26 protein-coding genes are annotated in these 24,508 nt (G+C 59.6%); 16 read left to right on the top strand and 10 right to left on the bottom strand.

What is annotated here, in order from left to right; all coding sequences use genetic code 11:
• Positions 1-286 precede the first annotated feature (286 nt).
• A complete protein-coding gene (locus tag ACXHRN_RS22390) occupies positions 287-715 on the bottom strand; it encodes an RbsD/FucU family protein (RefSeq protein ID WP_488638495.1) in 429 nt (142 codons plus the stop codon).
• On the bottom strand, positions 715-1,947 hold the full coding sequence (locus ACXHRN_RS22385) for an ROK family transcriptional regulator (protein WP_488638494.1): 1,233 nt from the start codon (positions 1,945-1,947) through the stop codon (positions 715-717). Before ACXHRN_RS22385 ends, ACXHRN_RS22390 begins: the two co-directional genes overlap by 1 nt.
• Before the next feature lie 231 nt (positions 1,948-2,178).
• Here ACXHRN_RS22385 and ACXHRN_RS22380 point away from each other — a divergent pair, with 231 nt between their 5' ends.
• From ACXHRN_RS22380 to pyrC, 4 genes are all read left to right on the top strand, one after another.
• The gene (locus ACXHRN_RS22380; protein WP_488638493.1) at positions 2,179-3,204 is read left to right on the top strand and encodes a substrate-binding domain-containing protein; all 1,026 of its coding nucleotides are present in this window, start codon (positions 2,179-2,181) and stop codon (positions 3,202-3,204) included.
• Positions 3,205-3,318: 114 nt separating this feature from the next.
• Positions 3,319-4,377, top strand: coding sequence for an ABC transporter permease (locus ACXHRN_RS22375; protein ID WP_488638492.1), 1,059 nt, complete (start codon positions 3,319-3,321; stop codon positions 4,375-4,377).
• Complete coding sequence (locus ACXHRN_RS22370) at positions 4,377-5,153, top strand: ATP-binding cassette domain-containing protein (protein ID WP_488638491.1); 777 nt, start codon at positions 4,377-4,379, stop codon at positions 5,151-5,153. The genes ACXHRN_RS22375 and ACXHRN_RS22370 overlap by 1 nt, the downstream gene beginning before the upstream one ends.
• A gap of 134 nt (positions 5,154-5,287) precedes the next feature.
• The gene (gene pyrC / locus ACXHRN_RS22365) at positions 5,288-6,325 is read left to right on the top strand and encodes a dihydroorotase (protein ID WP_488638490.1); all 1,038 of its coding nucleotides are present in this window, start codon (positions 5,288-5,290) and stop codon (positions 6,323-6,325) included.
• 3 nt (positions 6,326-6,328) lie between these two features.
• Here pyrC and ACXHRN_RS22360 read toward each other — a convergent pair whose 3' ends face one another.
• Entirely contained in the window at positions 6,329-6,589 is a 261-nt protein-coding gene (locus tag ACXHRN_RS22360) for a BolA family protein (protein WP_488638489.1), read from the bottom strand.
• A gap of 83 nt (positions 6,590-6,672) precedes the next feature.
• Between ACXHRN_RS22360 and ACXHRN_RS22355 the strand changes: the two genes are divergently transcribed.
• The 8 genes from ACXHRN_RS22355 (at position 6,673) to ACXHRN_RS22320 (ending at position 15,398) form a co-directional block, all read left to right on the top strand.
• The gene (locus tag ACXHRN_RS22355) at positions 6,673-7,305 is read left to right on the top strand and encodes a J domain-containing protein (protein WP_488638488.1); all 633 of its coding nucleotides are present in this window, start codon (positions 6,673-6,675) and stop codon (positions 7,303-7,305) included.
• 66 nt (positions 7,306-7,371) lie between these two features.
• Positions 7,372-8,361, top strand: a complete 990-nt coding sequence (cobS, locus tag ACXHRN_RS22350; RefSeq protein WP_488641986.1) for a cobaltochelatase subunit CobS — start codon at positions 7,372-7,374, stop codon at positions 8,359-8,361.
• A gap of 17 nt (positions 8,362-8,378) precedes the next feature.
• On the top strand, positions 8,379-10,280 hold the full coding sequence (cobT, locus tag ACXHRN_RS22345) for a cobaltochelatase subunit CobT (RefSeq protein WP_488638487.1): 1,902 nt from the start codon (positions 8,379-8,381) through the stop codon (positions 10,278-10,280).
• A 99-nt stretch (positions 10,281-10,379) separates the two neighbouring features.
• Positions 10,380-11,405, top strand: a complete 1,026-nt coding sequence (locus ACXHRN_RS22340) for an esterase-like activity of phytase family protein (protein ID WP_488638486.1) — start codon at positions 10,380-10,382, stop codon at positions 11,403-11,405.
• Positions 11,406-11,594: 189 nt separating this feature from the next.
• The gene (gene sthA, locus ACXHRN_RS22335) at positions 11,595-13,013 is read left to right on the top strand and encodes a Si-specific NAD(P)(+) transhydrogenase (protein WP_488638485.1); all 1,419 of its coding nucleotides are present in this window, start codon (positions 11,595-11,597) and stop codon (positions 13,011-13,013) included.
• Positions 13,014-13,238: 225 nt separating this feature from the next.
• Positions 13,239-13,595 (top strand): DUF805 domain-containing protein, encoded by a 357-nt coding sequence (locus ACXHRN_RS22330; protein ID WP_488638484.1) that lies wholly within the window; start codon positions 13,239-13,241, stop codon positions 13,593-13,595.
• A gap of 259 nt (positions 13,596-13,854) precedes the next feature.
• Positions 13,855-14,745 carry a LysR substrate-binding domain-containing protein gene (locus ACXHRN_RS22325; protein WP_488638483.1) on the top strand — a complete coding sequence of 297 codons (891 nt, stop codon included), beginning with the start codon at positions 13,855-13,857 and terminating at the stop codon, positions 14,743-14,745.
• Between the two features lie 92 nt (positions 14,746-14,837).
• Positions 14,838-15,398 (top strand): dihydrofolate reductase family protein, encoded by a 561-nt coding sequence (locus ACXHRN_RS22320; protein ID WP_488638482.1) that lies wholly within the window; start codon positions 14,838-14,840, stop codon positions 15,396-15,398.
• On the opposite strand, the gene ACXHRN_RS22315 is transcribed toward ACXHRN_RS22320, so the two are convergent.
• A complete protein-coding gene (locus ACXHRN_RS22315) occupies positions 15,399-16,763 on the bottom strand; it encodes a Xaa-Pro aminopeptidase (protein ID WP_488638481.1) in 1,365 nt (454 codons plus the stop codon).
• 66 nt (positions 16,764-16,829) lie between these two features.
• Positions 16,830-17,156 (bottom strand): nuclear transport factor 2 family protein, encoded by a 327-nt coding sequence (locus ACXHRN_RS22310; protein ID WP_488638480.1) that lies wholly within the window; start codon positions 17,154-17,156, stop codon positions 16,830-16,832.
• Positions 17,157-17,210: 54 nt separating this feature from the next.
• Here ACXHRN_RS22310 and ACXHRN_RS22305 point away from each other — a divergent pair, with 54 nt between their 5' ends.
• From ACXHRN_RS22305 to apaG, 3 genes are all read left to right on the top strand, one after another.
• Positions 17,211-17,591 carry a winged helix-turn-helix transcriptional regulator gene (locus ACXHRN_RS22305; protein ID WP_488638479.1) on the top strand — a complete coding sequence of 127 codons (381 nt, stop codon included), beginning with the start codon at positions 17,211-17,213 and terminating at the stop codon, positions 17,589-17,591.
• A 90-nt stretch (positions 17,592-17,681) separates the two neighbouring features.
• Positions 17,682-18,380, top strand: coding sequence for an orotate phosphoribosyltransferase (locus tag ACXHRN_RS22300; RefSeq protein WP_488638478.1), 699 nt, complete (start codon positions 17,682-17,684; stop codon positions 18,378-18,380).
• A gap of 159 nt (positions 18,381-18,539) precedes the next feature.
• Positions 18,540-18,932, top strand: a complete 393-nt coding sequence (apaG, locus tag ACXHRN_RS22295; protein ID WP_488638477.1) for a Co2+/Mg2+ efflux protein ApaG — start codon at positions 18,540-18,542, stop codon at positions 18,930-18,932.
• Here the strand turns inward: apaG and ACXHRN_RS22290 are convergent.
• The 3 genes from ACXHRN_RS22290 to ACXHRN_RS22280 all read right to left on the bottom strand — a co-directional run bounded on the left by ACXHRN_RS22290 (position 18,925) and on the right by ACXHRN_RS22280 (position 22,172).
• Positions 18,925-19,914 carry an Hsp33 family molecular chaperone gene (locus tag ACXHRN_RS22290; RefSeq protein ID WP_488641985.1) on the bottom strand — a complete coding sequence of 330 codons (990 nt, stop codon included), beginning with the start codon at positions 19,912-19,914 and terminating at the stop codon, positions 18,925-18,927. The genes apaG and ACXHRN_RS22290 overlap by 8 nt on opposite strands.
• A 92-nt stretch (positions 19,915-20,006) precedes the next feature.
• Positions 20,007-20,921 (bottom strand): ornithine carbamoyltransferase, encoded by a 915-nt coding sequence (gene argF, locus ACXHRN_RS22285; protein WP_488638476.1) that lies wholly within the window; start codon positions 20,919-20,921, stop codon positions 20,007-20,009.
• Between the two features lie 60 nt (positions 20,922-20,981).
• Complete coding sequence (locus tag ACXHRN_RS22280; protein WP_488638475.1) at positions 20,982-22,172, bottom strand: acetylornithine transaminase; 1,191 nt, start codon at positions 22,170-22,172, stop codon at positions 20,982-20,984.
• Positions 22,173-22,599: 427 nt separating this feature from the next.
• Between ACXHRN_RS22280 and ACXHRN_RS22275 the strand changes: the two genes are divergently transcribed.
• Positions 22,600-23,121 carry a GcrA family cell cycle regulator gene (locus tag ACXHRN_RS22275; protein WP_488641984.1) on the top strand — a complete coding sequence of 174 codons (522 nt, stop codon included), beginning with the start codon at positions 22,600-22,602 and terminating at the stop codon, positions 23,119-23,121.
• 59 nt (positions 23,122-23,180) lie between these two features.
• Here ACXHRN_RS22275 and ACXHRN_RS22270 read toward each other — a convergent pair whose 3' ends face one another.
• Positions 23,181-23,573, bottom strand: a complete 393-nt coding sequence (locus ACXHRN_RS22270) for a GFA family protein (protein WP_488638474.1) — start codon at positions 23,571-23,573, stop codon at positions 23,181-23,183.
• Between the two features lie 16 nt (positions 23,574-23,589).
• A complete protein-coding gene (gene ppk2 / locus ACXHRN_RS22265) occupies positions 23,590-24,471 on the bottom strand; it encodes a polyphosphate kinase 2 (protein ID WP_488638473.1) in 882 nt (293 codons plus the stop codon).
• Between the last annotated feature and the right edge of the window lie 37 nt (positions 24,472-24,508).

The raw sequence follows: 24,508 nt of genomic DNA, 5'->3' as shown, positions 1-24,508 counted from the left end.
CCTCAACAAAAATCGCATGCGATGTATCGCCACGAATAGAAAAGCCGTTCTGACGAGGGGGGATGTCAGAACGGCTTAAGCGCAAGGGCGGACAAAGGCCCGGAGAGGGGGGAAGGGCCTTTGTCCGTCGTACCTGGCAAGGCGGGGGACGGGCCATTGGAGCCAGGTGGAGGCGATCTTTCATGACCGCCTGTGTCTATTATGTGAGTGGCCAATTGCGGCAATTCAAGGGAAGACTGATTACAATTCTGTAATGTACCGAAGGTTGCGATCGCCAGCGCAGCCGTCAGGCGTGAACCACGCCCTTGCGCAGGATAATATTGCCGTAAAGCCTCGATTCCGAGGTCTGAACCACCGCGTGCGCGGCCTTGACCCGCGCATAGAACGCATCAGGAGGTAGCGCGATGACAGATCGCTGCGGCTCCCATTTCGCGCAAATTGCGATCATATTTTCGTGAACGGGATCGAGAGCGACGAGATCGCCGCGCACGCTGGCTCGAAATATGGCGTTTTCAACAAAATCATCAATCGGCATCAGCGATAAAATCGCATCAAGCAGGCGGATCACGTCGTGCCCGTCGGCCCTCACCAGCCGGCGAGCATGTTCGGCGCCGGGATAGTTGCCGTCGACCAGTGCGATCTCGTCGCCGTGACCCATGGCCCGCAGCGTTGCGAGCAGTTCCGGGCCGAGTACGGGGTCGATACCTCTAAGCATCAATTGGTTTCCTTGAACAACACACTCTGGTCGATGTGGTAGCGCGAAAACAGCGGCAGGCTGCCTGCTCCGATCGCGCGGGCCGCCGAGCCGACGCGGCCCTCGGCGATAACAGGCGGCTCGATGCCCTGCAGATCGAGCTTGAGGATCTCGTCGCGTGTCGCCTGGACGATGGCGCTGCGAATTTCCGGCGCAAAGCCGCCGTCGATGATCACGGCCTCGAAATCAATCACCGAACAGACCGTCGCCGCTGCCGAGGCCAGTGCGCGGGCGGTCATCGCGATCCAGATTTTACCGGTCTGTCCGAAATCCGCCCAATCCTCAGGGGTGAGCCATATGGATGAAGGATCCTTATCCGCGTCGATCAGCATTTTTTCCAGCAGGAAGACCGAGGCGCTGTCGATGAGTTGGGAAGGCTTGCCCTCGCCATCGGGATAAGGCATCGAGCCGAAGGCGCCTGCATTGCCGGTCCGGCCGGCATAGAGTGCGTGATTGAGCACCACACCACCGCCAATGAATGAACCAATGAAGAAATAGGCGAAATCGGCAAACTGCGAGCCGCTGCCAAAGGCAAGTTCCGCTGCACAGGCCGCTGTCGCGTCGTTCTGCAGGAAGATCGGCAGGTCGAGTTTTTTAGCCAGCGAAGCTGCGATATCGGCATGGCGCCAGGCGTCCATATCCTCCTGTGGCGCCCCCATTTCCTCGACCCAGTTCCAGAGCTCGAAGGGCAGAGCGACGCCAAGGCCGGCGACCTTGCGACGATCGCCAGCGCGCATCGTCCCGTACATCGTTCCAATCGCCTGCTCGGCAAATTGCAGCACGCCGGCAGGCGTTGGATAGCGATAGGTCTCGTGCAACTGCATGCGGATATTGCCGACGAAATCCATCAGCACCAGATCGGCGCTGCGGCGCCCAATTTTGAGACCGAAGGAAAAGACGCCGTCGGCATTGAGGCTCATGGGGATGGAGGGCTGCCCGACGCGGCCGCGTTGTGGCGCGCCACGGGCCAGCAAGCCGTCCTTTTCCAGGGCGCGCATGATCACCGAGACTGTCTGCGCCGACAGTCCGGTTCGCCGCGCGATTTCCGCCTTTGAAAGGCTGCCATGCCGACGCACGAGCGACAGCACCAGACGCTCGTTATAGGCGCGCACGCGTATCTGATTGGCGCCGCCCATAGGGTCGACGACACCAGACGATTTTTCCTGGTCCTGGATCAAGCCAAGGTCCGCCATGCCCAATCTCCTCCCGGGCATTGCCTATATGATTTCACCCGAAGCATGCCACAGATGATTAATAAATCAATTCGATTTATTTATTGACAGGCATTTTGTTTGATGTTTAGTTGAAGGTGGCAGGTCGCACTGAGCGGGAGGAGCTCTGTGGGTGAATACTCGTGACGAGTGCGAAACGCTTGAGCGGCGACGGTTAGCCGTTGCCATCGTTAAATTCCTTGGGAGGAAATCATGAAGACATCTCTTATCGCTGCCACGATTGGCGCACTGGCACTCGGCGTAGCCTTTGCAGGCGCTGCACGTGCTGACGGCGTTTCTGCATGCCTTATCACCAAGACGGACACCAACCCCTTCTTCGTCAAGATGAAGGAAGGCGCGACGGCCAAGGCCAAGGAACTGGGCGTTGACCTCAAGTCCTATGCCGGCAAGGTCGATGGTGACCACGACAGCCAGGTGGCTGCGATCGAATCCTGCATCGCCGACGGCGCCAAGGGTATCCTGATTGCTGCCTCCGACACCAAGGCGATCGTCGACCAGGTCAAGAAGGCCCAGGCTGCCGGCTTGCTCGTTATTGCACTAGACACTCCGCTCGATCCGCCGGAAGCGGCTGACGCGACTTTCGCAACAGACAACCTTCTCGCCGGCAAGCTGATCGGCCAGTGGGCAGCCGCCACCCTCGGCGACAAGGCAAAGGATGCCAAGATCGGCTTCCTCGACCTGACCCCATCCCAGCCGACTGTTGACGTCCTGCGCGACCAGGGCTTCATGATCGGCTTCGGCATCGACCCGAAGGATCCTAACAAGATCGGCGATGAAGACGATCCGCGCATCGTCGGTCATGACGTGACCAACGGCAATGAAGAAGGCGGCCGCAAGGCCATGGAAAACCTTCTACAGAAGGATCCTGATATCAACGTCATCCACACGATCAATGAACCGGCCGCTGTCGGCGCCTACCAGGCGCTCAAGGCTGTCGGCAAGGAAGGCGACGTGCTGATCGTTTCCGTCGACGGCGGTTGCCCCGGCGTGAAATCGGTTGCCGATGGCCAGATCGGCGCGACTTCGCAGCAGTATCCGCTGCTGATGGCATCGCTCGGCATCGAAGCAATTGCCCAGTATGCCAAGGACGGCACCAAGCCGAAGCCGACCCCGGGCAAGACCTTCTTCGACACCGGCGTGGCGCTGGTGACAGACAAGCCGGCAGCAGGCGTCGAGTCCATCGACACCAAGGCTGGCACGGACAAGTGCTGGGGTTGATCCTCAAGCATTTTAGGATGAAGATGACAACGATCAGGGCGGTTGGGAGGCCGCCCTTTTCATCAGCGCGGACATGATTTGCGTAACAACAAGATCCGGGAGGGAGAACATTCCATGGCGGGTATCCAGGAATTCGAAAAAGTCCTCGACCAGAGCGACAAAGCGGTAGCATCTTTTGAGGATCGCTCGCCACTCAGAAGAGTACAGCATTTCCTACATTCCACACCGGCTGCCGTGCCGCTGATTGTGCTGATCGCATCGATCATCATCTTCGGCCTGGCCATCGGCGGCAAGTTTTTCTCCAGCTACACGCTGACACTGATCCTGCAGCAGATCGCCGTCGTCGGTATTCTGGGCGCGGCGCAGACGCTGGTGATCCTGACCGCCGGCATCGATCTTTCGATCGGCGTCATCATGGTGATCTCGGCCGTCGTGATGGGCAAATGCGCCGTTACCTACGGCATTCCGGCGCCGTTCGCGATTCTGATCGGCCTTCTGGTCGGTGGGCTATGCGGCCTTCTTAACGGCTTCCTTGTTTCGAAGATCAAGCTGCCACCGTTCATCGTCACGCTCGGCACCTGGAACATCGTCATGGCGACGAATTTCATCTATTCCGCCAATGAGACGTTGCGTGATGCTGACATCGACGCCGTTGCCCCATTCCTGCATTTCTTCGGCAACAGCTTCCATATCGGCAAGGCCGTGTTGACATTCGGTGTCATCGCCATGGTCCTGCTGGTCGTGGGGCTATGGTACATGCTCAATCACACCGCATGGGGCCGCCATCTCTATGCGGTCGGCGACGATCCGGAAGCAGCAAAACTCTCCGGTATCCGAACGGACCGTGTTCTTCTTGGTACCTATGCGATTGCGGGTCTGATCGCAGCGCTCGCGGCCTGGGTTTCGATAGGCCGCAACGGCTCGATTTCACCTTCGGCGGCGGTCACCGACTACAATCTTCAGGCCATTACCGCGGCGGTGATCGGCGGCATCTCGCTATTCGGCGGTCGCGGATCGATCCTTGGCACGCTGTTCGGCGCATTGATCGTCGGCGTCGTGTCGATGGGCCTCAACATGCTGGGTGCAGATCCGCAATGGAAAGTGCTGCTCACCGGCGTTCTTATTATCTCGGCCGTGGCGGTCGACCAGTGGATCAGAAAGGTGGCAGGCTGATGGAACCTCTTCTCACCGCGCGTGGTGTCGTCAAGCGCTACGGCCGCGTCACCGCGCTCGACCACTCTGATTTCGACCTCTATCCCGGCGAGATTCTCGCCGTGATCGGCGACAACGGTGCCGGCAAATCGTCGCTGATCAAGGTGATCTCCGGCGCTGTCCGGCCCGACGAAGGCGAGATCCGCCTCGAGGGTAATGTCGTGCACTTCTCCAACCCCATGGAGGCGCGCGCGGCCGGCATCGAGACCGTCTACCAGAATCTCGCCTTGTCGCCCGCCCTGTCGATTGCCGACAACATGTTCCTCGGCCGGGAAATTCGCAAACCTGGCCCGATGGGCAGCATTTTTCGAATGCTCGACCGGCCCAGAATGGAAAAGATCGCGCGTGACAAGTTGACTGAACTTGGCCTTATGACCATCCAGAACATCAACCAGGCCGTGGAAACACTGTCGGGTGGGCAGCGGCAGGGCGTCGCGGTGGCGCGCGCCGCGGCCTTCGGCTCGAAGGTGATCATCCTCGATGAACCGACAGCTGCTCTTGGCGTCAAGGAATCGCGCAAGGTTCTCGAACTGATCCTCGACGTGAAGTCGCGCGGCATGCCGATCGTATTGATCTCGCATAATATGCCGCATGTCTTCGAGGTCGCTGACCGGATCCACATCCACCGCCTCGGCAAGCGGCTGTGCGTCATCAATCCCAAGGACTATACGATGTCGGATGCCGTGGCGTTCATGACGGGGGCCAAGGCGCCGCCGGCGGAATCCCTGGCGGCCTGATTTCTACGACCGTTTCCTCCAAGAAGCGCTGACCGAATTGCCGGCGGACTTCGATCCGCCGGCTTTTTCTATTGAACAGTCCCAACCCTAGGCGCTATTGGCTGTCGCAGATCCCCGCTTAAGGAATGCCTCCGATGACCTCGCTTACGATCCGCCGCCCCGACGACTGGCACCTGCATTTGCGCGACGGCGATATGCTGAGGGGTGTCCTGCCGTATACGTCGGCGCATTTCGCACGCGCCATCATCATGCCCAACCTGGTGCCGCCGGTCGTGACGACGGGCAATGCGCGAAGCTACTACGAGCGGATCATGGAGGCCCTGCCTGAGGGCCATTCTTTCGAACCGCTGATGACGCTCTACCTCACCGAGGGCACCGATCCCGACGACGTCGAGGCCGGCGCGAAATCGGGGCTGGTCAAGGCGGTGAAGCTTTACCCGGCCGGCGCCACCACCAATTCGAATTCGGGTGTCCGCAATTTTGACAATGCCATGCCGGTGCTGGAACGGATGGCGAAGATCGGCCTGCCGCTCTGTGTGCATGGCGAGGTCACAAGTTCCGATGTCGATATTTTCGACCGCGAGGCAGTGTTCATCGAAGATGTGCTCGATCCGATCCGCAAGCGCCTGCCGGAACTGAAAGTCACGATGGAGCATGTGACGACCAGCGACGGCGTTGATTACATAAAAGAATCCAAGCAAAACCTTGCGGGTACGATCACCACACACCATCTTATCATCAACCGCAATGCGATCCTCGCGGGCGGCATCCGACCTCATTATTACTGCCTGCCCGTTGCCAAGCGCGAGAGCCATCGGCAGGCGTTGCGCAAGGCGGCCACTTCGGGTAACCCGAAATTCTTCCTCGGCACGGACTCCGCACCGCATGTCGATCCGTTGAAGGAATGTGCCTGCGGCTGCGCCGGCTGCTTCACCTCGATCAACACGCTGTCGTGCCTTGCTGAGGTGTTCGAACAGGAAAATGCCTTGGACCGGCTAGAGGCTTTCGTGTCGCTGAATGGTCCGGCCTGGTATGGTCTGGAGCCGAACGAGGAGCGTATCACGCTGACGAAGCAGGACCGGGCGATCGACTATCCTGCCAGGATCGAAACAGGTGCGGGTCCGGTGACGGTGTTTGATCCGATGTTCGAGATGTTCTGGGCCGTCGGCTGAGAATTATTTTTGGATCTCGATCGCCAATGCATGCAAGCCCTCGTCGAAAGCGAAGGCCAGCGCCTCATTGATGGCACGATGGCTCGCTACGCGATTGACGCCAGAAAATTTATCGGACGTGATCCTTATCCGGAAATGCGTCTGGCCCGTTGCCGCCGCTTCCGGATTATGTCCGGCATGTTGACGGCTTTCATTGATAACTTCGAGATAAGAAGGTGCAAACGCATCGCTGAGAGCCGATTTGATTTTGTCTTCGAGGGTCATGCTGTATCCGCTGCAAAAACCTTCACAAAGACAAGAACTTTCCGCTTTGTCAATTCTTGAAGCAAACGAACGCGAGACCCATAATGGGCGACATGAAACTCGACTCAAAATATTTCGATTCCATCCGTTCCAAGCGCAGCAAGACCGCGCGTGCAGACGACGTGCCGACCAAGCCCATCTGTCAGTGGGATGGTTGCGAGAAACCTGGAATCCATCGCGCCCCCGTCGGACGTAACGCCGAGGGCCAGTATTTCGTGTTCTGCTTCGAGCACGTCAAGGATTACAACAAGGGCTACAATTATTTCTCCGGCCTCTCCGACACCGAGGTCGCCCGCTACCAGAAGGAAGCGGTGACCGGCAACCGGCCGACCTGGAGCATGGGTGTCAACAAGAACGCCAAGTGGTCGCCGGCAATGAACCAGGCGCGCACCGGTGCCGCCAAGCTGCGCGATCCGCTGGGCTTTGCCGGCTGGCGGATGAACGGTGGCAAGCACGAGGAAAGCGGACGTGACCGAAAGCTCAAGCCGCTGGAAGGCAAGGCCTTCGAAACGCTCGGGCTTGCGGCCAATGCAACCTCCAGCGACATCAAGTCGCGGTACAAGGATCTCGTTAAAAAGCACCATCCTGACGCAAATGGTGGCGATCGCGGCTCTGAAGAGCGATTTCGCGAGGTGATTCAGGCCTATCAATTGCTGAAACAGGCTGGCTTTCTCTGAGAACCAGTTGTAGGACATTGCCGGTTATTTTGGCGGACGACGACCGTCGTTCGCGCTGGAGATATGATGAACAAGATAGACGTTGATATTGCAAAGCTTCCCGACACCAGCGTTTCGGTCCGGGAGGTGTTCGGCATCGATTCCGATATTCGCGTGCCCGCCTACAAGGAAGCCGACGCCCACGTGCCGGATCTTGACCCGGATTATCTGTTCGATCGCGATACCACGCTCGCCATTCTCTCCGGCTTTGCCCACAATCGCCGCGTGATGGTCTCCGGTTATCACGGCACCGGTAAATCGACCCATATCGAACAGGTCGCAGCCCGCCTCAACTGGCCTTGCGTCCGCGTCAATCTCGACAGCCATGTCAGCCGTATCGATCTGATCGGCAAGGATGCGATCGTTCTCAAGGACGGCAAGCAGGTCACCGAATTCAAGGACGGCATCCTGCCGTGGGCCTACCAGCACAATGTCGCGCTCGTCTTCGACGAATACGATGCCGGTCGCCCGGACGTGATGTTCGTCATCCAGCGCGTGCTGGAATCCTCCGGTCGCCTGACGCTGCTCGACCAGAGCCGGGTTATCCGCCCGCACCCTGCGTTTCGCCTGTTTGCCACGGCCAACACCGTTGGCCTCGGCGATACGTCCGGCCTCTATCACGGTACGCAGCAGATCAACCAGGCACAGATGGACCGCTGGTCGGTTGTCACCACGCTCAACTATCTGCCCTATGACCACGAAGTGAACATCGTCGTCGCCAAGGTCAAGACGCTTTCGGGCGACAAGGGCCGCGACACGATCGCCAAGATGGTGCGCGTTGCCGAACTCACGCGCGCCGCCTTCATCAATGGTGACCTGTCGACCGTCATGAGCCCGCGCACGGTGATCACCTGGGCGGAAAATACAGCGATCTTCGGAGACATCTCGTTTGCTTTCCGCGTGACGTTCCTCAACAAATGCGATGATCTCGAGCGCGCCCTGGTGGCTGAGCAGTATCAGCGCGTGTTTGGCGTCGAACTCAAGGAAAGCGCCGCCAATATGGTTCTCGGCGTCTAACAACGGGAGAGCAGGCAATGGCAGCGGGACCGGGCGATAATTCGCGAGCAAGGGCTGGGCTGGGTGTCGATCTCGAACCCTTCCGCCGGGCGCTGACCGGCTGCATCCGCTCCGTTGCGGGTAGCGCCGAAGTCGAAGTCACCTTTGCCAATGATCGGCCGGGTTTTGCCGGCGATCGCATGCGCCTGCCCGAGCTTTCCAAGAAGCCCACGGCCACCGAACTTTCGGTGTTGCGTGGCCTCGGCGATTCCATGTCGCTGCGCAAGGCCTGCCACAACGAACGCCTGCACACGCAGTTCGCGCCGCAAGGCCAGGATGCCCGCGCCATCTACGACGCCGTCGAGCAGGCCCGCGTCGAGGCGATCGGTGCCAGCCGCATGACCGGCATGGCCTCGAACCTCAAGTCGATGCTGTCGGAGAAATATGCCAAGGCGAATTTCGCCGGCGTTGGCGAGCGCGAAGATGCGCCGATCGAAGAAGCGATGTCGCTGCTGGTGCGGGAGGCCCTGACCGGCGAGCGTCCGCCCGAGAGCGCCGGCAAGGTACTTGATCTCTGGCGTGAATTCTTCCAGCAGACCGCCGACAAGGAAATCGGTTCGCTCAAGTCGGCGATGGACGATCAGGAAGCATTTGCACGCCTGGTGCGCAACATGCTGGCCTCGATGCATCTGGCCGAGGACATCGGCGACGAGTCGCAGAACTCCGATGACCAGGACACCTCCACCGAGGAAGACCAGCCCCGTAGCCAGGAAGAAAACGACGACGCCTCCGACGAGGAGGAAGGCATCGAGGAGGCGCCTGCCGACGAGAACGAAGCTGCCGAAGAGCAGATGGAGCAAGGTGAAACCGACGGCGCCGAGATTTCCGACGACGATCTGGTCGATGAATCCGACGAGGATTCCGAAACACCCGGCGAGGTCAAGCGCCCCAACAATCCGCTCTCGGACCTCGATTTCAAGGTCGATTATTCGACCTTCACCCAGGAATTCGACGAGGTCATTTCCGCCGACGAACTCTGCGACGAAGCCGAGCTCGATAGGCTGAGGGCATTCCTCGACAAGCAGCTCGCCCACCTGCAGGGCGCGGTCGGCAGGCTCGCCAACAAGCTGCAGCGTCGGCTGATGGCGCAGCAGAATCGCTCCTGGGATTTCGATCTCGAGGAAGGCTATCTCGATAGCGCCCGTCTCGTGCGCCTGGTGATCGACCCAATGCAGCCGCTGTCCTTCAAGGCGGAACGCGACACCAAATTCCGCGACACGGTCGTCTCCCTGGTCATCGACAATTCCGGCTCGATGCGCGGCCGGCCCATTACGGTCGCTGCCACCTGTGCCGACATCCTTGCCCGCACGCTGGAACGCTGCGGTGTCAAGGTCGAGATTCTCGGCTTCACCACCAAGGCGTGGAAGGGCGGCCAGTCGCGTGAGAAGTGGCTGGCAAACGGCAAGCCGGCGACGCCCGGCCGTCTCAACGATCTGCGCCACATCATCTACAAATCGGCCGATACGCCTTGGCGCCGCGCCAAGCGCAATCTCGGCCTAATGATGCGCGAAGGCCTGCTCAAGGAGAACATCGACGGCGAGGCGCTGATCTGGGCGCACAATCGCCTGCTGGCCCGGCCCGAACAGCGCCGCATCCTGATGATGATTTCCGATGGCGCGCCGGTCGACGATTCCACTTTGTCGGTCAATCCCGGCAACTATCTCGAACGCCATCTGCGCGCGGTCATCGAGGAGATCGAGACCAAATCGCCGGTGGAACTGCTGGCGATCGGTATCGGCCACGACGTGACGCGCTATTATCGCAAGGCGGTCACCATCATCGATGCGGACGAATTGGCGGGCGCCATGACCGAGCAGCTCGCGGCGCTTTTTGCGGATGAAGCGCAGCAGTCTTCGGGACGAAAGCGTCGGCGGGCTTAAGATTGTCACAAGTCTGAGGGATTACTGCTATCCCTCCGGCAGACCCGGTTTGGAGGAGCCGGGCTTCGGGCCATGAGTTCTGAAACAAAGGAAATTCGCTTGGCATCGAAAAAAGTTCTCGCCCTCCTCGCCTTTCTGCCCTTCCTCGCCTTTGGAGTTGCCTTTCCCGTCGCTTTCGGCGGCCAGCCTTCTATGGCCGACGGCAAGGAAATCCCGGTCAAGGCCATGCAGATCCCCGAATTCAAACGCGGCGCTGGCAAAGTCTACGGCAAGCTGGAATTCGTAGGTGGCCTCGTTCTCGCCACCAAGAATGGTGAAATGGGCGCAGTATCCTCGATCCGGCTCGCCGACAACGGAACGAAATTCCTCTCGGTCATGGACACCGGTCATTGGGCGACCGGCAACGTAGAGCGAGACACTGACGGCAAGCTCGCCGGCATCAAGGATTACAAGATCTGGTCGATGAAGGATGCAAGCGGCCGCAGCGCCCATGACAAGGACGGTTTTGACGCCGAGGGCATGGTGCTCGGCAAGGACCGGGTCTATGTCAGCTTCGAGCGCAGCCACCGCATCGCAGCCTTTCCCTATCCCGGTTTCGAGACGTCTGCGCCGATCGATGTGCAGGCGCCGGTTCTGACACCTGGCGAACATCTCCGCGAAAACGGCGGCATGGAAGCGGTATTGAAGGACGCCGACAGTGGACCGCTGGGCGGTGCCTTGTTTTTCGTGGCTGAGCGCAGCTACAACAAACAGGGCAATTTCATTGCCGGCGTGCAATCCGGCCCGAAGAAGGGCTCCTTCTACGTCGAGCGGCTGGCGCCCTATGACGTCACCGATGGTGTCGTGCTCGAAGATGGCAGCTTCCTGCTGCTCGAACGCAAATTCGGCCTCAACGACGGCATCGGCATGCGCATCCGCAAGTTCTCGACGGCTGACATCACTCCCGGTGCGACGCTGAAGGGCGAGACGCTGATGGAGGCGGACTTCTCCCACCAGATCGATAATATGGAAGGTCTGGATGCCTATAAGGCGGCGGACGGCTCGACACATTTGATCGTCATTTCCGACGACAATCATTCGCTGCTCGAGCGCAATCTGATGCTGGAATTCAAGATGCTTCCGTAAGGGGCGAGAAATCTATACTGCACCGCGAAAATGCGTTATTGTCTGGCGTGAATTCGCGCTTGCACAGCGCTACGCCACAAGCTTGGCATATCGTCCATCTGCTATGAATCAGTAACATTGAGTTGATAGACTGCTTGCGGGGGCGCTATTGTTGCGGCGCAATATGCATTCGAAAATCGGGACAGACTTATGAACCAGTATGATCTTATCGTGATTGGTAGCGGCCCGGCGGGTCGTCGCGGCGCGATCCAGGCTGCCAAACTCGGCAAGCGGGTGCTCGTGGTCGAGAAGGGAACGCGGGTCGGCGGCGTCTCCGTGCACACCGGCACGATCCCGTCCAAGACGTTGCGCGAAACCGCGTTGAACCTGACGGGCTGGCGAGAACGCGGCTTCTATGGCCGTGCCTACAGGGTCAAGCAGGAAATCAGTTCCGAGGACCTTCGCCGCCGCCTGCTGATCACCCTTGATCATGAAGTCGAAGTGCTGGAGCATCAGTTCTCCCGCAATCGCGTTCAGCAGATCCGCGGCACCGCCCATTTCGTCGACAAGAACACGCTGGAGATCGAAAAGAGCGACGGCGAGATCATGCGCGTCACCGGCAATGCGATCCTGCTGTCGATCGGCACCAAGCCGTTCCGGCCAGACAACGTGCCGTTCGACGACAAGATCATCGACAGCGACGAACTGCTCGAGATCAAGGATATTCCCCGTTCAATGATCGTCATCGGCGCCGGCGTCATCGGCATCGAATATGCGACGATCTATTCGGCGCTCGACACGGCAGTCACCGTCATCGAGCCGCGCGCCACCATGCTCGACTTCATCGATCGCGAGATCGTCGAGGATTTCGCCTATCAGCTGCGTGACCGCAACATGAAGCTTCTGTTCGGCCAGTCCGCCGAGAAGATCGAGCGCGAGCCGAGCGGCAAGTGCAAGGTCACGCTGTCCAACGGACGTACGGTTGTCGCCGACATGGTTCTCTATGCGGCCGGCCGCATGGGCGCCACCGCATCCCTGCATCTTGACGCTGCCGGATTGACCGCTGATGGCCGCGGCCGCATCAAGGTCAACCAGGAAACCTTCCAGACCGAAGTGCCGAACATCTATGCCGCCGGCGATATCGTCGGCTTTCCGAGCCTTGCCTCGACCGCCATGGAGCAGGGCCGCATCGCTGCCCGTCACGCCATCGGCGCACCGACATCCGAGCCGCCGCAATACTTCCCCTACGGCATCTATTCCGTACCGGAAATCTCGACCTGTGGCCTGACAGAAGAAGAGGTCAAGAGCCGCCACATCCCCTATGAATGCGGCATTGCCCGCTTCCGCGAGACGTCACGCGGCCATATCATGGGTCTCGACAACGGCATGCTGAAAATGATTTTCTCGCTGAAGACCCGCCGGCTGCTCGGCGTCCATATCCTGGGCGAGGGTGCCACGGAGCTCATCCATATCGGCCAGGCCGTGCTCAACCTCAAGGGAACGGTCGACTATTTCGTCGAGAACACCTTCAACTATCCGACGCTCGCCGAGGCCTACAAGATTGCCGGCCTCGATGCCTGGAACCGGATGGGCGAAATTGACGAACACCAGGCGGAAGCCGCGCAGTAAGCTTCGACAAATCACCAGTAAATAAGGCGCTTCGGAGTGGTTCGGAGCGCCTTTTTCACGCTCTTCGAAATAATGTGACAATATCCGAATGAGACGCTAGTCTCGCGGGTGGGGAGACTTGCAGGGAGGATGAATAAACCAGGCCTGTGTCCCGTTATGACGCTAGCGGCTCGACTCATTCAGTCGAGCGCGAGATGAAGTATTCACATCTTTTTGGGGGTCCAAATGAATTTCGCCGATGCAGTCAAAACAGTTCTCACGCAGAAATACGCCGATTTCAATGGCAGGGCGAGCCGCTCTGAATTCTGGTGGTATGTCCTTTTCGCCATTATTGTTTCCGTTGTCCTTGAATTTGTCGACAACGCCATTCTCGGTTTTCCTGTCCTGGCCTCGATCTTTGGACTTGCGACCCTCATTCCGGGTATCGCTGTCAGCATTCGCCGCCTACATGACAAGGACAAGTCCGGCTGGTGGATCCTGATCGCGCTTGTGCCGCTCATCGGGGGCATTCTGCTGATCTACTGGTATGCCACGGAAGGCACCCCGGGCGACAACCAGTTCGGTCCGCCGCCGGTCGCCTAACATATCAAAATGCGTTTCGAAGGCCCGGCCCCGCCCTTGATAGGCGCGGCCGGGCCTTCGCGTTTCAATAATCCCTGCATGTCGGGCAATCGCATCTTGGTGCTGTTCGTTGCTGGGTGACCAGCATCACGACATCGAGATAGATCTGTAAAATGGCGGCAATCATGGCTTTATCCTTTCCGATTGCCCGCATTGTCCGCCCGTTGCCCTCGTTGCTCAAACGAGTATAGTGACCACCTCACATGACTTGAGGTTATGCATGAAGCGTGGTCGTTTGCCGTTGACGGCATTGAGAAGTTTCGAGGCGGCGGGGCGACTGCAAAGCTTCACCGGTGCGGCTGAAGAGCTGTTGGTTTCGCAGGCGGCGATCAGCCGGCAGATTCGCGATCTCGAGTTCCAGCTTGGCCGGCCGCTGTTCGAGCGGGTGCATCGCGGCGTGGTGCTGACGGCGGATGGCGCCAGGCTGCTGGCCGTCCTCACCGCGTCATTCGACAGCATCGATACCGCGCTGACGGATATTATCGGCACGGATGCGGCCCAGCAAGTGACGATCAGCAGCGAGCCGACATTCGCGGCGCTTTGGCTTGTGCCTTATCTCCAGAAGTTCCGGATGATGCATCCGAATGTCGAAGTCATCATCGACTCCGATCCGCGCGCCATCGAATTTCGCACCCATCAGGCCGAGATCGCCATACGCTTTAGCGAAAAACTGAGCGCATGGCCGCGCACCGAGGCAATCCGGCTGGCGCAGACGAGTATGGTCCCGGTCGCGGCACCGCAGCTGGTGGGCGGAAGCGCACCGATTCGGCAGCCCTCTGACCTTCTCGACCAGACATTGCTACATGACGAGACCCGCAATATCTGGAGCCGGTGGTTTCAGCTTGCGGGCATCAACCCGCCCGAGAATGAACGTGGCCCGGTCTTTGCCGATGGCGCTCTTGTGCTCCAGGCTGTGCTGCGCGGCCACGGCGTCGGTCTTCTGGACAGGATTTTTGCCGATGAGGAAATAGCGGCTGGTCGTATACTGCCGCTTTTCGATGTCGACTTTCCCTGTGGCGCGTACTTCGTCGTTGCACGCGATTTCTCGCTGATATCACCGGGAGCGAGACGTTTCGTGGATTGGATCACAGGCAGGTTCGCCAGCTCTTAGCCGGCGACCGGCCGCGCAGGAGAATAAATTCCGAGCCTGTCGAAATGCGCGGAGGTCAGGCGTCATTGTCGTGTTCAACAAGGAGTGATCCAATGCGCCGACTGACATCCTTCACCAACATTTCGCTCGACGGCTATTTCTCCGGCCCGGACGGCGACTTTCGCTGGGCCCATGAGGGCAATGACGATGAGTACAAAGCGTTCGTCGCCGACAATGCCAAAGGCGGCGGCACGCTGCTGATGGGTCGCGTGACCTACGATCTGATGGCGAGCTACTGGCCGACGCCGATGGCCGCCGAAAGCTCTCCGGTGGTTGCCGAACGGATGAATGCCATGCCCAAGCTCGTCGCCTCTCACACGATGCGCACAGCCTCGTGGCAGAACACCACGTTGCTGAAAGGCGACCTGGTCGAGGAGATTGCTGCCCTTAAGAAGGGCGAAGGCGACGATATCGCCATCCTCGGTTCGGGCAGCCTGATCATGCAACTGACCGAAGCCCGGCTGATCGACGAATACCAGCTGGTCGTCAATCCCGTGGCGCTCGGGGAGGGCCGCACACCCTTCGAAGGCATGCGAAACCACGCCGATTTCACGCTGGGCCGCTCGCGTGTTTTCAAGAACGGCAAGGTGTTTTTGAGTTATGTGTTGAGGTGATCACCCCAGCGTCAGCAGTTTGTCCGATGCCAGCCAGAACGGCGGCAGGCAGAGGGGAATGTTGGAGGTCGGCAGAACAGGCGGCTTGAGATCGACGCCGATCTCGTCCCTCATGAAGGCCCGCCGTGCCTCGATGCGTGAATAGACGTCGGGGTAAAGCCGCTTCAGCTCTCCCCGCAGGCCGTCATCGGCGATGATAATTGAGTCCTCGTTGTTGAGCGCCCAGTTGTCCGGCATTGGCGTCGGGATGATGTCGACCTGTATTGGCATGCCGGACCTGATGGTCTCGGTCGAGCCTGGCCGGATCGGTGTGTGCGACCACTCGTCGTGGCCGATCAGGTGGCCGGGATTGAGGGCGGAATTCAGGCCGCCCTCCTTCAACTTCCCGACCGTCCTGTCGAACATCTCGCCGCCGCTGACGCCGATGTCGACAGTCCTGTACCACTCGACCAACCCACGGAAATAAGATTTGGCAATGTCGAGAAACCCGTCGTCATGCTCCACAAACAAGCCGGCACGCGACGAAAGGCCGCCCCAATAGCCGACCGCCGTGGTGATGCCGTCGCCGCGGTTGATGTTGCGGCCATTCGGGCTGCGAAGGCCGATGACAGGACTGCCCGATGACGCCGAGGCGAGCATGACATGGCAACTCAGTTCCTCGCCGGCGTAACCCATGCGGCTTGCGGCAATGAATTCGTCATCACCATCTTGCACGCCGTGGACGATCCGCCAGACGGCGGCGGAAGACCGCGCTGAGCCCCATTCGATTGCAGCGAGCTGATGGACGTCGACCACCGAACGCAAGCCGTCCTGCGGGTGCATGAGGACGGCAGTGGCGTCACTTACAGCCGCCGGGTCGCCCGATATCGCGCGCAGCGCATCGACCACAAGGGCAGGCGCCTGGAAGCTCGGCAGCACGCCTGCCCACTCATCCGGAGCCAGATATTTCCAGCCGATGAGCCCAATACTGTCACCCTTGGCGAGACCCGCGCCAGTCAGCACATCCATCAAGTTTGGCTTCGTCGCTCGCGTCTGTCCCATCAAGCTGAATGTCTGGCAGAGCAGAACCTCGATACCGGGCAATCCAGCCACGGGTGCGTAGCTCATGCTCTCGTTGCCCACCACGAGAATGCGCCGCCTGCCAGGCCCGAGGATCAGCAGTGCCTCTTCGAAACGCGGCTCGAAGCCTGAGAGAAACGCTATGTTCGCCAAGTGCTCGCGATCGGCGTAGATCACCAGCCACTTGGCTCCCGCCCGTTGATAGGCGCTGTCGGCGCGCGCGGAATAGATCTCAGCCGGAATGATGGGTCTTGAATGCGGGATGCCGAAATCGGGGATCTGAACGGGATGAAGCGTGACGGGCATGGTTCCTCCTCAGGGCGATGTGCGACCAGCATAGGACGGCAGATGCGCTGCCGTCCATCCCGCTTCTCACAACACCTTCAACGAAGCAATTTGCCCATTGATCACGCTGAACTGGTAGGTCAATTCGATGGGGCTACCGGGAAACGTCCCTTCGACCCGCGCAGTGACCAGCTCATAGCCGTCTGCGGCGCTCGAGTGTAGTGGCTCGATGGCGACATTATATTTGTCGCGTACCCGCTCCTTCCAGGCCCGGATATTGTCGCGGCCGACAATGTCTTGGCCTTCGTCGCGAACTTTGGCATCGATCGCAAAACAATCGACTAGTCTTTCGATATCATGCGCATTCTGCGCGGCGAAATACGTTACTAGCGTCGGTGAGAGGCTCAAGCTCATGGCCGCTTCCTTCATTTTGTTGGCTCTCTCCGAACTTGGTGATAAGCTGTGGAAATGGCAAGAACAGACAAAAAAGTGGGGTACTCACCGACTGGTAAGGTCGAGGACGTCACGCCCGACATGGCAGCCAGCGGCGTCGAGGGCGCGCTGCATTTGATCGAGGGCCGCTGGAAGATGATCATCATCTTCCAGATGTTTGCACATGGCATTTTGCGGTTTTCAGAACTCGAACGCGCAATCCCGGCCGTCTCGCAGAAGATGCTGATCCAGCAGCTTCGCGAACTGGAGCGCGATGGCATCGTCTTTAGAACCGTCCATTCGCAAGTACCGCCAAAAGTCGAATACGGCCTGACCGAATGGGGCAGTGCGCTGTGCCCGGCCCTGGACGCCTTGCTCGAATGGGCGGCTCTGCGGAACCCGGCCGCCGGCAAATAACGCAGGGCCGGTGCATTTCTGGCTGATCGGTCTTCCCTGCTGGATCGCTTCTTGCTAAGCGCTCTAAAACGCCAGCCAGGAGCCAGATCGATGTTTTCCAACGCCTTCACCGACAAATCCACCATGGCCAATCTGATGGCGAAGATGCTCTGGGAGATCAAGGCGGTGCATTTCCGCGCCGATCAGCCCTACAAACTGGCATCCGGCATGATGAGCCCGGTCTATATCGATTGCCGCAAGCTGATCTCCTATCCGCGTATCCGTTCGGCAGTGATGGATTTTGCCGCTGCGACCATCATGTCGGAAGCAGGCTTCGAACAGTTCGATTGCGTGGCGGGCGGCGAGACCGCCGGCATTCCCTTTGCGGCCTTTCTGGCCGAGCGCATGTCGCTGCCGATGATCTATGTCCGCAAGGCGCCAAAGGGCCACGGCCGCAATGCCCAGATCGAGGGTGAAATGAAGGAAGGTGCCCGCGTCCTGGTCATCGAAGACTTGACCACCGCCGGCGGCTCGATGTTCACCTTCATCGATGCGATCCGCGCAGCAGGCGGCATCGTCGATCATGGCATGGCACTGTTCTACTACGGCATCTTTGAAGCGGCCGAGACGCGCTTTGGCAACGGCAAGGTTGCCCTGCATCACATCGCTACTTGGCGGGAAGTGCTGCAGGTGGCACGCGACCAGAAGCTCTTCGATGCCGCAACGCTCAACTCCGTCGAGGCATTTCTCGATGGGCCGCTCACATGGTCGGCCGCGCATGGCGGCGTATCGGAGCTTCCGACAGCTTAGAGCCGTTTGCGGTTCCGGTAGGCTAGGAAAAGGTGTCGGCTGTCACAAAATCGGACAGTTTCGGTCACCTGATGTTCAGGTTTTGGAGACTATTCTTGACCGCAACCCACATTGCAGTTAGGGACTCGCCAAAATAGCGGCCGACTGGGAAGGAACCGCATGTATCAGGCCACTACACGGGATATCGAGGTTGCTGTCGAGCCTTACTATCTCGCCGAGCAATCAGATCCTGCAGACAGCCGCTATGTCTGGGGATACAAGATCGTCATTTCCAATCATTCCGACCTGACGGTCAAGTTGCTCAACCGTTATTGGAATATTACCGATGAAAATGGCCAGATCGACGAGGTTACCGGCCCCGGCGTTGTCGGCGAACAACCCGTGCTCGGTCCCGGCGACACGTTCGAATACAATTCCGGCTGCCCGCTGGACACGCCGTCAGGCATGATGTTCGGCCACTACCAGATGCAGGCCGAGACGGGCGAGACGTTTGAAGTCGCCATCCCGGCCTTTTCCCTCGATTCCCCTGGCCTGCAGCGCACGCTTAATTGACCAGAAATTCTTCCGGCTTGAAGCGGTAGGTGGTCGAACAAAATTCGCATGTCACGCTGATCTCGCCATCCTCGATCGTCGAAGCGATCTCCTCGGCTGAAAAGCCTGAAATCACACCACGGATCTTGTCTTCCGAGCACGAACAACGGTCAAACACCGGCTGGGCGTCGTAGGCGCGGACACCGCGTTCATGGAACAGCCGATAGAGCAGCCGCTCGACGCCGAGGCCCGGATCGGTCAGTTCTTCCGCATCCACCGTCGAGGCCAGCATCTGCGCCTCTGCCCAGGTGTCGTCTTCGTCAAAACTGTGCGAACCGTCGTCGCCATCGCCGCCATGCAGGTCGCGCTGACGCATGCGCTCGGGCGATTGCGGCAGGAACTGCACGACAAGGCCACCGGCGCGGTAGGTGTGGCGCAGCTTGCCGTCCTCGTCGCGGTCGAAGAGTTCGGCCGAAGCGAGCTTCACCTTGGTCGGGATCTGTTCGGACTGTCGGAAATAGGCCGCTGCGGCTTCCTCGAGCGTTTCGCCGTCGAGCGCGACAATGCCCTGGTAGCGCTGGGTGTCGGCACCCTGGTCGATGGTGAAGGCAAGTACGCCCTTGCCGAGCAGTTCATGCGGCTCGGTCTTGCCGTCCTTGACTGCTTGCGACAATGCCTCGTCATCGAAGCGGGCATAGGCACGCACGCCATCGGGCGCAGCGAAATCCGCCACGAGCAGGTTCACCGGCCCATCGCTCTGGGTCTGGATGATCAGCTTGCCCTCGAATTTCAGCGAACTGCCAAGCAGCACTGTCAGCGCGATGGCTTCCGACAGCAGGCGCGCCACCGGGGCCGGATACTTGTGGCGGCTGAGAATGGTGTCAGTGAGAGGGCCGAGCGTGACGGCGCGACCGCGCACATCGAGGCCTTCGACCTGGAAGGGCACAACATGGTCATCGCCAGCAAAGCCGGGTTCTCCGGTATGAAGAGTGTCTGAAATCATCATTTGTCTCGGAAATCTGGCACGCCGGTGCGTGCCGCTACTGAAGCGACACAAATAATCGATTACCGGCGAAATTCAAGGTTACGCAGGCTTCAGATGGCGCCGAGGCACCAGGCCAGCACGGATTTCTGGGCATGCAATCGGTTCTCGGCCTCATCAAAGACCACCGACTGCGGACCGTCGATCACCTCGTTCGTCACCTCTTCGCCGCGATGGGCGGGCAGGCAATGCATGAACAGTGCATCCGGATTGGCGTGCTTCATCAGGGCGCCATTCACCTGGAAGGGCATGAAGACATTGTGGCCGCGCGCCTTGTGTTCCTGGTTCATCGACACCCACGTATCGGTGATCACGCAATCGGAACCCTCGACCGCCTTTTCGGCATCATGCGTGAGCATGACGTGGCCGCCATTGTTGCGTGCCCAGTTCAGATACTTGTCGTCGGGCTCGCTGCCGAGCGGTACAGCCATGTTCATCCGATAGCCAAACCGCGCAGAACCTTCGATCAGCGAATGCAGCACATTGTTGCCGTCGCCGGTCCAGGTCAGCGTCTTGCCCTTCACATGGCCACGATGCTCCTCGAAGGTCATGATATCGGCCATGATCTGGCAGGGATGGGTGGCATCCGTCAGGCCGTTGATGACGGGCACAGTGGCATGCTCTGCGAGCTCCAGCAGCCGCGAGTGATCGGTGGTGCGGATCATGATGGCATCGACATAGCGAGACAGCACCTTGGCGGTATCGCCGATGGTTTCGGCGCGGCCGAGCTGCATTTCAGTGCCGGACAGAAACAGCGTCTCGCCACCCAACTGGCGCATGCCGACATCGAAGGAAACGCGCGTGCGGGTCGAGGGCTTCTCGAAAATCATTGCCAGCATCTTGCCAGCCAGCGGCTTGCTTGCGGTACCCTCTTTCAGCGCCGCCTTGCGGTTCTTGGCGTCGTCGAGGATATGCCGCAGCTGGTCCGCCGTCATCGCCGAAAGATCGAGAAAGTGCCTGGATTCCATAGTGTAATTCCTTGTCAAACCGAATGAGAAACTATGCCTTGTCGCCTGCGGAGGAAACCCTCATCGCAAGCGGTCGGCTTCGAGTTTCTCTGCGGCTTGCTCAAGCAGGGCCAGACCCTGCCGTGCTTCCTCGGCCGTTGTCACAAGCGGCGGCAGCAGGCGGATGACATTGTCGCCGGCCATCACACCCAGCAACTTCTCGGCACGCATCGCCTGCAGGAGGTCGCTTGCGGGGATCTTGGCCTTGATGCCGATCATCAGGCCTTCACCGCGAATTTCGGAAATGATCTCCGGGAAACGATCCTGCAGCGATGCAAGGCCCTGCCGGAAGACGAGCGCGACGTCACGCACATGCTCGAGGAAGCCATCGGACAGCACCACGTCGAGCACGGCATTGCCCACCGCCATCGCCAGCGGATTGCCGCCATAGGTCGAACCATGTGTTCCCGCCACCATGCCGGAAGCCGCCTCGGCGGTCGCAAGGCAGGCGCCCATCGGAAAGCCGCCGCCGATACCCTTGGCCACGGCCATGATATCGGGCTCGAAACCCAGGTGCTGATAGGCAAACAGTGTACCGGTCCGGCCGATGCCGCACTGTACTTCATCGAGAATGAGCAGCAGGCCCTTTTCATCACAGAGTGCGCGGACGGCTTTGAGGAATTCGGCCGAAAACGCCCGCAAGCCGCCTTCACCTTGCACCGGCTCCAGCAGGATCCCGGCAGTCGCATCCGTGATTGCGGCCTTCAGCGCGTCCATGTCCTCGAACGGCACCTGATCAAATCCCGGCGCCTTGGGGCCGAAGCCATCGATGTATTTCTGTTGGCCACCGGCGGCGATGGTCGCGATCGTGCGGCCATGGAAGGCACCTTCGAAGGTAATGATGTGGAATTTTTCCGGATGGTCCTTGGAATAGTGGTAGCGGCGCGCCGTCTTGATCGCGCATTCCAGCGCTTCGGCGCCCGAATTGGTGAAGAACACCTTGTCGGCGAATGTGTTCTCGCACAGCCGCCGGCTCAGCTTTTCCTGGCCGGGCGCCTGGTAAAGGTTTGACGTATGCCAGAGCTTTTCGGCCTGCGCCTTCAGCGTCTCGACCAGATGCGGATGGGCATGCCCCAGCGAGTTGACGGCGACACCGGCGGCAAAATCGAGATATCGCTCGCCGGTTTCAGTGATCAGCCACACGCCTTCGCCACGCTCGAACCGCATGGGAGCGCGTGCGTAAGTGTCGTATAGCGGTGTGACATCACTCATGTCGTTCGTCCCTGTTCGCGCCGCAGCCGGTGGGTATATCCCGCGTAAATGTGGCCGGAGTGGCGCCATGCACAAATCAAAAAGCCGCCCCAACGGGCGGCAGCGGCACTATCCTCATTTCCTTCGCCGCCGTCAACAAAAACCCGCAATTGCTGACTAAGCAGCGAGTCGAACCGAGAGGCATGCCTCCGACGGATTTTCCTGCAGGATAGATGGTTGACAAATCAATCTTGGGGATAACTCGAAAATCGATTCCGTCAGATTCGCTCGTCTCTTGTCATGGAGTCCCCGGCTCTTTAGGTTATATGCAAATACTAGATCGCATGCGGCGGAACTAGTCACCGAAATTTCAGGCGAGTTGCACTTCGGTATATGCCGGAGTTCGGTGAGAGATTCCGCCAGAAGGAACATTTCTATGGATAATACCGTGAATTGGACCGACGACCGCGTCGAAAGGCTTAAGAAGCTTTGGTCCGAAGGATTAAGCGCAAGTCAGATCGCCGCCCAACTGGGTGGTGTCAGCCGCAACGCCGTCATCGGCAAGGTCCACCGCCTCAGCCTGCCTGGCCGCGCCAAGGCCGGCGGTACGACGGTCGCCCGATCCCAGAAGCGAGCGACGGTGACCACCCAGGCGCGTCCCGCATCCTATGCGCCGCGCACGGTCACACGGACTGTGACCCGGCCGAGTGGTGCGACCATGCTCAAGGAAGAGGTCGAGATCGAAGTGTTCGAGGAGATGGAAACATCCTCCAACAATGTCGTCGTGCCGATCTTCAAGCGCGTACCGTTGATCCGCCTGACCGAGCGCACCTGCAAGTGGCCGATCGGCGATCCGCTCAAGGAAGACTTCTGCTTCTGCGGTAACGACTCCCCGGATTCGTCGCCGTATTGCGGCTTCCACCAGAAGCTCGCCTATCAGCCTTCTGCCGAGCGTCGTCGGGTTCGCTAACAAGCGAAGCACCAAAAACGAGCAAAGGGCCGCCTGATGGCGGCCTTTTGCTTTTGTTCTCACAGCGATTTTTCAAGCGGCCCGACGCCGGCATGCCACCAATCCGGCATGCCGTCCTCAAAGGAATGAGAGGTTGGCGCCAGAGCGTCGTCACCAGTGTCATCGAACCCTCCGACCAGCAGGGCGATCGTCGGATCATCGTCGATCGCACCGATCGAACTTCCGCACGTCGCGCAAAAGGCCCGGCTGGAATAATCCGAGGATCGAAATGTCGAAGGCGCGCCTCCCGGCCCCGTCCATTGCACCCTGTCACGAGGGAACTCGACCCAGAGCGCGGTCAGCGCGCCTGTGTGCTGCTGGCAAAGCCTGCACGAGCAGGTATGCGGGTTGCCGGCCGGCCCAAGCGCTTCGTAGCGGATCGAGCCGCAGAGACATCCGCCCTTATAAATCATCGGCTTCACCAACACGCTATTTCAAGAAGCCCAAACCCTTGCCGATAATCTTGTCATCGACGTCGCCGATTATCTTCTTGTCCTTGTCGTCATAGTCGAGCTTGTCGAGAATGTGCCGGATGATGTTGAGGCGGGCGCGGCGCTTGTCGTTGCCAAGCACCAGGGTCCAAGGCGCATGATCCGTGTGCGCCGCCTTCAGCATGTCGTCGCGCTTTTCGGAATAGTCCTTCCACTTGGTCAGCGCCGCAATATCCATCGGCGACAGCTTCCATGACTTGAGCTTGCTGTGGCGGCGATCGTGGAACCGCTTCAGCTGCATTTCCCGGCCGATATCGATGTAGAACTTGAAGAAGCGAATTCCGTCATCGACGATCAGCTTCTCGAAGTTTGGCGTGCTCTTGAGGAACTGCTGGTATTGTTCCTCCGTGCAGAAGCCCATGACCGGCTCGACACCGGCGCGATTGTACCAGGAGCGGTCGAAATTAACGAATTCGCCCGCCGTCGGGAAGGTCGAGACGTAGCGCTGGAAATACCATTGGCCCCGTTCGGTCTCGGTGGGCTTGGTGAGTGCGACGATGCGTGCTGTGCGGGGGTTCATGTAGGCCATCAGGGCATGGATCGCACCGCCCTTGCCGGCGGCGTCGCGGCCTTCGAACAGGCATATCACGCGCTGGCCTGACTTCTGCTGCCAGAACTGCACTTTGACCAGTTCTGCCTGCAGCTCCTCCAGCGTCGTGTCGTATTCCTCCTGGACGAGCTTCTTCTTGTAGGGATAGCCACCCGAAGCCAAAGCGCAATCGTCGATCCAGGCCGGAAGCACGGGATTGTCGATATCGAAGACCCGCTTCCTGCCATCGATCTCAAGCTCGACCGGAGCTATCTTTTCACTTTCCGCCATATTATCCTCCTTGCAGCCTTCCCGGCTTTTATCCGAA

This window comes from Shinella sp. OV683 (assembly GCF_057787725.1).
The sequence above is the reverse complement of the archived record's forward strand: the minus strand, read 5'-3'. Positions and strand labels throughout refer to the sequence as shown.